Raw genomic sequence first — 11,846 nt, 5'->3', positions numbered from 1 at the left:
AGCGGCGGCTCTTGGTGCGGCAGGTGCGGCGGCAGCTGGATTGGGTGCTTTAGCTGGTAAAGCATTATCTGGAGCTGGCAAACTGGCTGATAACGTTAAAGAAGGTGTCAAAGATGGTGCGGATGCGGTCGTCACCACCGCTGAGAATTTAACTGAAAAAACCCTTGATAAAGTTGATACCACAAAAGAAAATGTAAAAGAAGCTTTTATGGCTAACTCTAGTACCACGAACAAAGACCAGGATAAATCAGATGTCAAGGATGATAAATCAGTAGCAGGCGCTGTAATTGCCGGCACTGCTGGAGCGGCGGTCGCAGCTGGTGCACTTGCCAGTCAAGCCGCTAAAGATACCACCAAACAAGCCAAAGATTTTGGCGAAAAGGTGGTAGATACTGCCAAAGACACCGTTGAAAAAGTAGAAAAAACAGCAGAAAAAACGGCAACCAAGATGGCTGATAGCGCAAAAGCAGCTGGTGCTGCTGCCGCTTCTTTGGCAAGTAATGCTGCTCAAAATGTCAGTCATGCTGCTAAAGAAACCAAAGATGCTGTAGGTGGAGCCTTGCATGAAACTGCAAAACAAGGTGGAGGGTTTTTAAAATCTTTATTGCCAATCATTGGACTGGTGATTTTAGGGGCACTTTTGTTTTTAATGTTGCGCAGCTGTCAAACAACTAAACAGCCTGTTGCCGCTCCAGTTGCCAAACCTGTAGAAAGTACTGCACCTGTGGCTGCTGCCGCAAACTTAAAACCTGCAACCTTAAGTATTGCCACGGATGACAAAGGTAATGCGTTATATAGCTGCCGCAGCCAAGCGGGTTCTGAAGGTGTGTTTGCATCCATTCGCACTGCTTTGGCAGGGGTTTTTGATACGGCTGAAAAATGCGACTTTGAGGCAACCAAAGGCTTTGCCGAAGATTTACCCGTACTTGACCATTTACCAAAACTGGCTGCCTTATTAAAAGGCGTACCTCATGCTAGCATTAGCATTGATGGTAAAACTGTGCGTTTTAATGGCACCGATGAGGCAGTAGTAAGCAAATTGGTAAATGATGCCAAAGGTATTTTACCCAGTCATTTTGTGGTAGAAGCAGAACCTAAGCTAAACACCACCGAAGCAGTTGCTAACAGCATTGATACCGCTAAAGAAGCGATGCAAAATCTAGATGCACAAGACGCATCAGCCTCAGAAGTAGTACAAGCTCTAAATATGCAAATCATTAACTTTGCTACATCCTCCAACGCAATTCCAGATGCCAACAAAGAAGTTTTGAATTTAGCGGCTGAAAAATTGGCATCTTTACCAGATGCGCATTTAAAAATTACAGGACACACCGACAGCCAAGGCAATCACGCTTTTAACCAAAAACTATCAGAGCGTCGCGCTGCCGCGGTACGTGACTACTTAGTATCTAAAGGCATTGCCAGTGAGCGTATAGAAATCTTTGGAGCAAGCTCTGATGAACCAGTTGCATCCAACGCCACCGAGCAAGGTCGTTTCCAAAACCGCCGTATCGAATTTACTCTTATTGAAAAAGACGGTACAATCACAAGTGTGGGAAATGCTGAAAACTCTAAAGCGGTAAAAGACACCAAAGCTGCAGAGTCTAAGGCTGAAGAAGCGACTACTGAAGAGCAAAAAACACAATAAACGCACAATACACAATAAAGTGCAACTAAATTTGCCCAAACAATGATAAAATTCACCACTTTATCTTTGTTTGGGTTTTTTATGAAAAGTCAGCTCATTTTATTTAATAAGCCTTATGGTGTGCACAGTCAATTTCGCAAAGATAACCAGCAGATGCGTACATTAGTGGATTTTTTTTGTGATAAACGCCTGCGCGTTGCTGGCAGACTGGATAAAGATAGTGAAGGTTTGTTGATTTTAACGGATAATGGTGATTTAAACCACCTAATCACCACTCCAACAAACAACCAAAAAGCATTTGGCAAAACCTATTTGGTACAAGTAGAGAATACACCAAATGACCAACAATTAACATTACTATCAAAAGGGGTCACCTTAAAAGATGGGAAAACATTGCCTGCTTTTGTTAAAACACTACATGAAAAGGAACTGCCCATTGATTTATGGCAACGAAACCCACCCATTCGAGAACGCAAAAACATACCAACCGCTTGGCTTAGCATGACTATTTTTGAAGGAAAAAACCGCCAAGTACGTCGCATGACCGCCCACGTTGGTTTGCCGTGCCTTAGACTGATTCGTTATCAAATTGGTGATTGGACATTGGATAATTTGGGAGTGGGTGAATACCGTCAAATTATCTTAAGTCATCAAGATTTGATAAAATTTGGCTTATAAAGATATTTTAATCAGCTATCCATTTATCAAACATCAGCCAGCCTTTTTCTTGATAATGCTCAAAAGTCAGCTGCTTGTGATGAGTGTTTTTATCAGGCATAAGGGTAAATTCAAGTAACTCATCACGACGAAACGCATGAACTTTGACAGGTTGATTGGTGTAAGTTTGTTTAATGTTTACTTTCGCTAGCTCTTGATAATTTGCCTTGATTTGATTGATTGCGACAATCACATCATCCACTGATAAACCAGCACTGCTTGCCGCACTATTTCGATATAAATTCTTGATTTTTAACCCATTAATTCCATCATCTGCTTTGATACCCCAAGGCGTGTTTTTTTGTCTGGTTTGGGTAGAAAAACCAAATTTTGTCAATAAAGTTTCTATTGGTAATTCATCAAGCCCAATCACATATTGACAATAAAACATTTGCCATGTCTCATGCCCTAAAAATTCACTTACCACAGCTGACAAATTATCATTTGTCATCGCAAACCGTTGATTGGGCATTTGTTTTGCTTTTTGATAAAATGTTTTAACCACATCAAACAAGCGATGTTTGCCATTTGTTTTTTGTAGCAATATCAAATCCAGACACAAAGCCACAAGCGCGCCTTTATTATAATAACTAACTCCCTGATTGGCGGTATTTTCATCAGCTCGATACAATTTTATCCATGCGTCAAAACTCGATTCAGCAACGCTTTGATGATGGCGGCCATCGGTTTGAAGATAACGATTAATCTGGTTTAAAATAAGTTCAAAATACGCCTGTTTGCTGATAACGCCTGATGCCAGCAACATCAAATCATCTAAATATGATGTAAATCCTTCAAATACCCAAAGCAGTGGTGTATAGGCTTCAGTTTGTAAATCATTATCCATCATCACATCAGGACGTACAGTTTTTACCCACCATGCATGAAAATATTCATGACTACATAACCCTAAAAAACGCTGATAATTTTCATTAGGTTCGTCAGGCTCAAACACACTGGGCAAATCATCACGACTGCTAATCAGTGCCGTTGAATTGATATGCTCAAGTCCACCATAATCACTTCTTGTTACCATGGTCATAAAAGTATAATCAACAAATGGCGTATCACCCAACCAATTGATATAGGTTTGGCAAATTTTACGGACATCATTTTTAAGACGAGACAAATCAGCATCATGACGACCTGCAACAAAAAAACGGTGCAAAATATCGCCTTTGGAACTTGTTGTATAAAATTCAAAAAAAGTTTGCGTGCCAATTTCAAATGGGTAATCGTAGCTTTCAAAGGCGCAAATTGGTAAAAATTTAATCATCACACCCTCTAAAACATCTTGCTTTTGATAACCAAGCCCAGTTGCTATTTGTAGATTTGGATGATTTTGACAAAAATTTTCGGGAATAAACAAGCTGATATCTGCTAAATTATTTTCTAAACCCTCCACCATGAGCAAAAGTGAAGTAAAATTGCCAAAGATACGCTGATTATCCACAAAGGCGGTGCGTACCGACAAATCACGACAGTACACTTCATAATGAATGGTTACCATTGTATTTTGAATTAAATCAGTCAGCTCCCATTGATTTTTGCTTATTTTTTCGGCGGTTTTGGAAACATGATTTTGAGTATAGCTCACTTTAGTGATATTTTTACTAAATTCACGTAGTAAATAACTGCCCGCTATCCAAGTTGGCAACCAAAGCTTGTGCTGATTGCAAACTGGATAAAAACTTAAAGTTATATCCACTAAATGTTCATTATACCTTGTAAAATCAACTTGATAGGATAACTGCGACGTAATACATTTCATCAAAATTTCCTTAATAGCTAAAATTAAATAGCTAAATTCGTTATTTAAAGTCGTTTCACCAAATCTGATTAATTCTACAAATGGTCAGTTTATGTATGGTTTTACACTTCAAAACAGCATTTTAGCACAGAACCAACAAATCAACGTTTTTTCTATGCGGTTTTTCTGCTACAATGATAGTTTATTTTTAAATGAGAAAATTTTATGACAGCCATTGCAAACAATCATGTTGTTTTATTTAACTACACTTTAACCAATAAAGATGGTGAAGTTTTGGACAAATCGCAAGGAGAGCCTTTGGCTTACCTACATGGTCATCATAACATCATTCCTGGACTAGAAGCTCAAATGCTTGGAAAAAAAGTTGGTGATAAGTTTGTTGCTGTTATCGCGCCCGCGGATGCTTATGGCGAGTACATGGCAGAAGCGGTTCAAGAAGTGCCTTTGGCAAACTTTCAAGGCGTAGATAAAAATGCCATCAAAGCTGGCATGCAGTTTCAAACTCAAACCGAAGATGGTCATGTGATGCTGGTTACGGTAAAAGACGTTACTGATGATGTGGTTATTGTAGATGGCAATCATCCACTAGCGGGTGTTGAACTAACCTTTGATGTGGAAATTGTGGATGTGCGTGATGCCACCGCTGAAGAATTAGAACATGGACACGTTCATGGTATGGGTGGGCATCATCATTGATTAGCTATTATTTATTAACTAACACGAATTAGTTAAAATTTGCATCGTGCCTACAGTTATTGGGTAGGTACTTTGCATCAATATTACTAACACATTGCCAGTTACCTTCCGAACTACGAGTTAGTCCGATTTTGTGACCTTTTAAAATCATAGAAGAATTATTTGACACTGTTCCTACAATTTTAACATTTTGAGTTAAGGGATTACTGATCTGCGCAACACCATAATTAGTTGGTATTGAAGCACCAACTTGGGAGTTACCTGATAAAATATCAGACGCTGCCGCACGTGGATCGCAATCATCCCTCCCCATCCCAAGAGTCAATTTTCCGTTATTTAAACAATCCTCCACTGTATTTCGCAAATCAGATAATTCAGCATAAACGCGCGTTGTTTGTGAACGAGCAATGTAATTTTGATATTGTGGAATAGCAATAGCTGCTAAAATACCAATAATGGCAATAACCACCATTAACTCAATTAAGGTGAAACCTTGATTATTTTTCATAATAACATTTTGCCTATATGTCTCATAAAAAATTTCATAAATCAAATTGTTAATATAAAATTGCAATTAATATGCCAATACTTTAAGAGAGTAACAAACGAGGGTAGATTGAACATCTGATCACCAGGGTCTTAAATCCACAATTTTTAATACCTCACCTTGTTCATCAATTAATACTGTCATATCCAAACCAACTGTTTTTAAAGGGAGAAAACCCATGGCTTTCGGATGCTTTGATAATAATGTTTGAGTTAATTTTGGCTCATTAAACTGTTCCAACTCTTTAAGTGATCTTCTGCTATTAAAAATTTGTTTTTTATTTAATTTAATATCTTCATACAACTGAACATCAAGTGATGGTGATATGCCTGTCTCCATTTCTTTTTGGATACGTTGCATATTTTCATCATCACTTTTAGGAGATTTAACAGCAAAATATTTAGGTTGACCATAATGCAACCTTGAATCATCTATTTGATTTGCTTGAACTAAATCAAAACGGATATTATCATAAACAATATAAACGGGTCGAGTTATACTGATACTATATACACCATAAAAAAGCGCCATTATCTGAATTATACCAATTGTTATCAAGTCCATTTTGAGTGTTTTTTTACCTTTTTTAGCAACCAGAAACGTCAATAAAGGACCTAAAACAACATCTATAATTAGCATCATTATAAAAATAGAGTTTACCCCAACTGCATTCGCTAAAGGAAAAGGGTACCATACAAAAAAAACAAAACCCGCTATTAAAGACACCAATAATATTGAAATAATTAAATGGGATATAAAAAGTTGTAGTTTATATTTCATGGAACACCTTTATTGATTAACAACAGCGGAAGTCATAACTTGGTAAATATATTGACGAAATTTAGGTAATTTATCATAATCTCCTAAGCTTGTCCCGCGATACACCGCTAAAATATTGCCTAAATCATCCATATAAATGTCTGTTTCTACTCCTGGAAAGTGACCATCTTTATTATATAAGGTATAATTCTCCCCTATACCTTGATAAGGCTTCATGGCATAACCATAACAACCATCAATAATATTAATGGCACATGGCATGGTTGAACGGGATAGAATATTCAAAGGTTTTTCTTGTTTCATTTCTCTAACCAATAAGGCCATGTTCTTAGCCGAACCAGACAGTCCTGCTACAGCCATTAGAGATTCATCAAAATCAAAATCTTTTCGCCAGCCTTCACCATAAAAATCCTCAAAACGATAGTCATAAGCAATTTCATCATCCATAACATCACTTTGTACAAATCTTATATTTCGTTTTTTTAATTGATACATTTCTTCAGCAGCGACCATAAAAGGCTTACCTTCAACTTTCTCAACAATCGCTCCAAGTAAACAGTAACCAACATTAGAGTATTGAAATTGGGTATTAGGTTCAAAATCTAAAGTAACTTCTGATAAATACGTTAAATTAGTTGGACACCATGGTTTTTTGCCTGCAGTTAACATTGGAGTGAAAGTTTTAAATCTATCAAATCCTGCGCGATGCTCTAAAAGCATTGCTATGTCAATCTTTGCAATACGCTTATCTTTTAAATCATGAATGTTTAAAACATCCACCAATTTATCACTAAGGGATAATTTACCTTCATTTACCAATCTCAGCACCATGGCTGATGTTAAAACTTTACTTACACTAGCATAAACAAAATGAGAATCCACAGTAACTGGTTTGGAACCCAAAAATCCATCTTCCCAACCACTTTCACAATGAAATACTTCTCCAGTTTTACTAACAAAAACAATTTGATTATTAAGTGAATATTGACTACTAATTGTATAATGCATTAAATCTCTAAGAAATTTTGGAGCATTATTTGAGCAACGTATATCAATTTGTGATACTGGTGTTTGTGCATAAATAGCAAGACGGCGAAAGGTTAAAGGAGAGTTGGTATGCACATATGTTGTAACTATAATTATTAAAACAGTTATTGTTAAAATAATCCAATCTCTCTTGACTGGTCGAAAATTCTTTATCATATTTTATCTATTAAAATTGCTAAACTTACCAATATCAATATATGCACGGGATAAAAAGCGTAAAAAAAATAACGCCCACCCCAACGACTGCCCAACGTACCATCATATATATACCATGTAAATGGTGCAATTAAAATACCCAATGGAAACCAATTCAACGACAATGATGGCATAGCAGGATTATAGCCCCTATCTGCCAATAGAAGTAATCCCATTGCTGTAATTGTATAAATATAAAACTGAGTTTTTTTATCATTATGGCTGTAATATAAAACCAAACTAAAAGTAATAATATAAATACCCCAATCTAAAAATGTAGACAGGTAAAATAATAATGATAATACTGCTACTTTAAGAAGCCAACTAAAACAAGTATGCAACAACATCAAGGAAAACAATGCTATGAGTAGATTAAATAAGATATTTCCCTGAAAAATTAATAAGCTAAAATCAGCAAATACCTGATTATAACCATGAATCATTAATGAATAAGGTACTTGTGCAAGTAGCGCAAAAACAGATAAGCGCAACGCATAACTTTTTTTATCTTTAGAATAACGATAGCCTTGAGCTAAAAAATAACACATAATTGGAGCAGTAAGCCTACCCAAAAAATGCATCAATTGACCTAAAAAACTCTCTGTAGCTACAAAGATCCAAGCGATGTGATCAATCGTCATAACAAAGATAGCGATTAATTTCAATTCAAATTGATTAATTTTAATATTCATAGCAGCAAACCAAACATAGCAAAAAAAGACGGAGCAGTAACGCCCCGTCTTTTACTCACCACTTATAGTGGATTATTTACAACCAGTAGGTTTAAATTTAGCATCTACAGTAGTAGTACAAGTCCAAACACCATCGGTTGTACGATCCCAAGACAATTTTTTACCTGATAAAATAGCAGCAGCATTTTGACCAAAGGTTGCTTCAATCTTAGCAGTTTGACCATAAACAATTTTTAAACCGCCTTGACCAGGAGCTTTGGCAGTAGAGGTATTAGTGGAGCCCGTACCTGCAGTAGCACCACCACTAGCACCAATTAAGTTGGAAGCAGTCCAACCAATAAAGCACTCGGTATCAGCTTTGCCAGCTAGCAAACAATCTTCGATTGCGGTTTTAACAGTTGTTGTCTCACCCATTACACGAGTTACTTGTGAACGAGCGATGTAGTTTTGGTATTGTGGAATAGCAATCGCAGCTAGGATACCGATAATCGCGATTACAATCATTAATTCGATAAGAGTAAAACCTTTTTGAGCTTTCATAATGAACTCCAGTTATGGGCATTGCCCGTTTTGTTGATAATGATGTGATGATGTTTTTTATTTGACTTATCATCACTGACGCTTTTATTGTTGCAGATGATATGCCAACTTTTTGGATGTTATGACTAGAAATTCGCAAAACATCACTTAAATTGTTAATGAATTGTAACTATGAATGGATTTTAAGCAATTTTTAAGAAAACTTTTCTCGTTTTTAACGTGATTTTAAGAATTTAGAAATAATATAGAAAAGTTTGTGCAATTTTTAACAATTATTAATTTTTGTCAAAGATACAATCTCTTACATTTTTGACAATTTTTGTCAAGGGCTACATTTTTTGACAGATAAGTTGGCGCGGCACTGTTAAGATGAATAACGCTTTGTTATGTTTTGTAAAATTCGCCAAAATGTCATTATTTTTTAGTAAACGGCTGTTAGTTTGGCATAAAAAAATAAAACCCCGAAAATTTCGGGGCTGTGATGATAACGTAGGGATTAGTATTTTTGATCTTCAGCAACTTTATCTTCGGCAGGCATATCATCGGTTTTTTTATCCGCCTTGTCGTCTGCTTTTTTATCTGCTGGCTTTTCGCTGACTTTTTTGTCATCTGCTTTTTGGTCTGCTGTTTTGTCATCAGTTGCCATGGGTTGCTCATCTGCTTTTTTATCGTTGGCATTTGCATCAGCATCTGTTTTACCCGCATTGGTATTATTGGCAGCAGCTTCAGCTTCTTTAGCAACTTGCTCTGTCGTGGCTTTATCGCTGGAGGTATCGGTTTTTTCAGCAGGCTTACTACATGCAGTCAATGCCAAAACACCAGCAAGCAAGCAGGTCAAATAGGTTAGTTTCATACATACTCCATAAGAGTGAATCAGTTTATTGGTGTATTAGTTTAATCAAATCAGCATCAATTTACAAGATTTGACTATTATGAGTAATAAATATCAGTGTATAAATTTACGCCGATTCCAAAGCAACAATTGCGGGTAATTTCTTGCCTTCCACAAATTCCAAAAACGCACCGCCGCCTGTGGATAGATAATTGACACGACTGGCAACTTGATATTTATCAATCGCTGCCAAGGTATCGCCACCGCCAGCAATACTAAATCCTTTTGAATCAGCAACCGCCTGACAAATCACTTTAGTACCTTCACCAAATTTATCCACCTCAAAAACGCCAACAGGACCATTAAATAAAATGGTTTGGGCATTTTTAATGTGTTCTGCCAAAACATCGGCACTGTCTTTAGCAATGTCTAAAATCATTTCATTTTCGCCAATATCGCTCACGTTTTTGACGGTAGCATCAGCATTTGCTAAGGAATTTAAAAAATCCTCAAAATCAATTTGCGATTTATCAGCAACAACAACCGACGTCGGCAGTAGAATTTGGGTTTTGATCATAATCGCTTTGGCAGTTTCCACCAATTCTGGCTCATACAATGACGCACCAACATCATGTCCTTGCGCTACTAAAAAGGTATTGGCGATACCACCGCCCACCAAAATACTATCACATAAATCGGCTAAGCTATTTAATACGTCCAATTTTGTAGATACTTTTGAGCCGCCAACAATGGCTAAAACGGGTTTTTTGGGATTATCTAAAGCGGTTTTTAAGGCGGTGAGTTCAGCGGTTAATAAATTGCCAGAACATACAGGTTTTGCGTCCTTGATGCACGCACGAATCACCCCTTCGGTTGATGCTTGGGCACGATGCGCTGTACCAAAAGCATCCATTACAAACACGTCGCATAAATCAGCGTATTTTTGAGCAAGTTCAGGAGAATTTTTCTTTTCGCCATGATTAAAACGCACGTTTTCTAATAAAACCACCTCGCCTGCCTTGACAGTAACGCCATTTTCTAAATAATCTGTATTAAATACCACAGGCACGCCCAAATGCTCTTGTAAATAAACGGCAATCGGCGCTAATGAATATTTGGTTTCTGCCTCACCTTCAACTGGTCGACCCAAGTGTGAACATACAATCACGCCTGCACCTTTTTCTAGTGCTGTTTTAATTGTTGGAATGGCAGTTTTTAAGCGAATATCACTGATGATTTTACCATCTTTAATGGGTACATTTAAATCTTCACGAATCAATACGGTCTTTTGAGCCAAATCCAATTCTTGCAATGTGCTGATGGTCATACAATTTTCCCATTTTTATCAAAAATCAAAACCGATTATAACATAACTTGTAACAGGAAGTTTCGTTCTTTTATTTTTTATTATTGCAGCAATCAGCGATTGTAATCAAAATGCCAATTATCCAAAACCCGTTTCCAACCCAAACATTTTTTGGCAATGGTATCGCTTGGCTGATTCATAATATCAGCGGTAACTGCGATATAATCAAGTCGTTCACCGTTCATTTTATGATGCAGTTCTTCAGAATTATCCAAAGTAACACCACCTATCACACACAAAGGAAAATCGATTTTAGCTGCTTTTTGTAAAGTTTCAGCAGAAACCGTTTTGGCTTTAGGTTTGGTGATTGATGAAAATACCGTTCCCATTGCCCCATAAGTTGCCCCATCCTTTTTAGCTTCTCGAAACAGCGCCATATCGCTGTGGCAAGTACGCCCAATCACCACTTGCTCACCCAAAATTTCTCTTGCTACTCGCACACTGCCATCTCGTTGCCCCAAATGAAGCCCAGTACCAAAATGAGATGCCAATTCTAGATTATCATTCATCACCACATCAATGTTATAACGTGATGCCAAATCTACGAGTAGTTCAGCCTCTTGATACAGTGTAACCAAATCAAACTGCTGTAATGTATTTTTACGGCGAACTTGCAACAATGAAATGACTCCGGTATCAAATGCTCTTTCCAATTTATCTAAGAGCGTATCAATAGGGTCATCATTGGTCAGTAAATATAATTTTGGAGAAGAAGAATTCATAATTTATCCTTAAAAACAAAATGTTAATGTAAACAATTTTAAAATAATGATGATTTTTTAATCAAAATTTTACACAAAATATACATAGAAGTAAGAATTTGATAGAAAAAAATACGCGTATATATTGGTCTTTACATAATCATCTAAAAGCAACAACCAATGGTTACGGCTTTTGCCAGTAGTTTTTTAGTCAATTTTTGAACAAATTCACTCAAAACAAAAAGCAACAATAATCAATGAACTAAGACAACTTTGATGTGATAAAATCCACATCAATAAAAAAGACTTGGTAA

At 36.8% G+C, this 11,846-nt stretch carries 12 protein-coding genes; 3 read left to right on the top strand and 9 right to left on the bottom strand.

Going from position 1 to position 11,846, the window contains the following annotated elements; all coding sequences use genetic code 11:
* A partial coding sequence (locus ACZBKJ_RS04995) for an OmpA family protein (protein ID WP_463199833.1) occupies positions 1–1,648 on the top strand: 1,648 nt, incomplete at its 5' end.
* A gap of 81 nt (positions 1,649–1,729) precedes the next feature.
* On the top strand, positions 1,730–2,326 hold the full coding sequence (locus ACZBKJ_RS04990) for a pseudouridine synthase (RefSeq protein ID WP_463199832.1): 597 nt from the start codon (positions 1,730–1,732) through the stop codon (positions 2,324–2,326).
* 7 nt (positions 2,327–2,333) lie between these two features.
* On the opposite strand, the gene ACZBKJ_RS04985 is transcribed toward ACZBKJ_RS04990, so the two are convergent.
* A complete protein-coding gene (locus tag ACZBKJ_RS04985) occupies positions 2,334–4,136 on the bottom strand; it encodes a M61 family metallopeptidase (protein WP_463199831.1) in 1,803 nt (600 codons plus the stop codon).
* 204 nt (positions 4,137–4,340) lie between these two features.
* Between ACZBKJ_RS04985 and ACZBKJ_RS04980 the strand changes: the two genes are divergently transcribed.
* On the top strand, positions 4,341–4,832 hold the full coding sequence (locus ACZBKJ_RS04980) for an FKBP-type peptidyl-prolyl cis-trans isomerase (protein ID WP_463199830.1): 492 nt from the start codon (positions 4,341–4,343) through the stop codon (positions 4,830–4,832).
* A 28-nt stretch (positions 4,833–4,860) separates the two neighbouring features.
* On the opposite strand, the gene ACZBKJ_RS04975 is transcribed toward ACZBKJ_RS04980, so the two are convergent.
* The 8 genes from ACZBKJ_RS04975 to ACZBKJ_RS04940 all read right to left on the bottom strand — a co-directional run bounded on the left by ACZBKJ_RS04975 (position 4,861) and on the right by ACZBKJ_RS04940 (position 11,553).
* Positions 4,861–5,340 (bottom strand): pilin, encoded by a 480-nt coding sequence (locus ACZBKJ_RS04975; protein WP_463199828.1) that lies wholly within the window; start codon positions 5,338–5,340, stop codon positions 4,861–4,863.
* A 120-nt stretch (positions 5,341–5,460) separates the two neighbouring features.
* Entirely contained in the window at positions 5,461–6,159 is a 699-nt protein-coding gene (tfpZ, locus tag ACZBKJ_RS04970) for a TfpX/TfpZ family type IV pilin accessory protein (RefSeq protein ID WP_463199827.1), read from the bottom strand.
* Between the two features lie 9 nt (positions 6,160–6,168).
* The gene (locus ACZBKJ_RS04965) at positions 6,169–7,281 is read right to left on the bottom strand and encodes a serine hydrolase domain-containing protein (RefSeq protein ID WP_463199826.1); all 1,113 of its coding nucleotides are present in this window, start codon (positions 7,279–7,281) and stop codon (positions 6,169–6,171) included.
* Between the two features lie 77 nt (positions 7,282–7,358).
* Positions 7,359–8,093 carry a TraX family protein gene (locus tag ACZBKJ_RS04960; RefSeq protein WP_463199824.1) on the bottom strand — a complete coding sequence of 245 codons (735 nt, stop codon included), beginning with the start codon at positions 8,091–8,093 and terminating at the stop codon, positions 7,359–7,361.
* Between the two features lie 72 nt (positions 8,094–8,165).
* A complete protein-coding gene (locus ACZBKJ_RS04955) occupies positions 8,166–8,633 on the bottom strand; it encodes a pilin (RefSeq protein ID WP_463199823.1) in 468 nt (155 codons plus the stop codon).
* A gap of 496 nt (positions 8,634–9,129) precedes the next feature.
* Positions 9,130–9,486, bottom strand: a complete 357-nt coding sequence (locus tag ACZBKJ_RS04950) for a hypothetical protein (protein WP_463199822.1) — start codon at positions 9,484–9,486, stop codon at positions 9,130–9,132.
* Positions 9,487–9,592: 106 nt separating this feature from the next.
* Positions 9,593–10,792: a phosphoglycerate kinase gene (locus ACZBKJ_RS04945; protein WP_463199821.1), complete on the bottom strand. Its 1,200-nt coding sequence runs from the start codon at positions 10,790–10,792 to the stop codon at positions 9,593–9,595.
* Positions 10,793–10,884: 92 nt separating this feature from the next.
* Positions 10,885–11,553, bottom strand: a complete 669-nt coding sequence (locus ACZBKJ_RS04940) for a thiamine phosphate synthase (protein WP_463199820.1) — start codon at positions 11,551–11,553, stop codon at positions 10,885–10,887.
* Positions 11,554–11,846: the final 293 nt, after the last annotated feature.

Source organism: Moraxella sp. I5G, from assembly GCF_055193055.1.
Note: the sequence above shows the minus strand (reverse complement) of the source record. Positions and strands in the feature narration are given on the sequence as shown.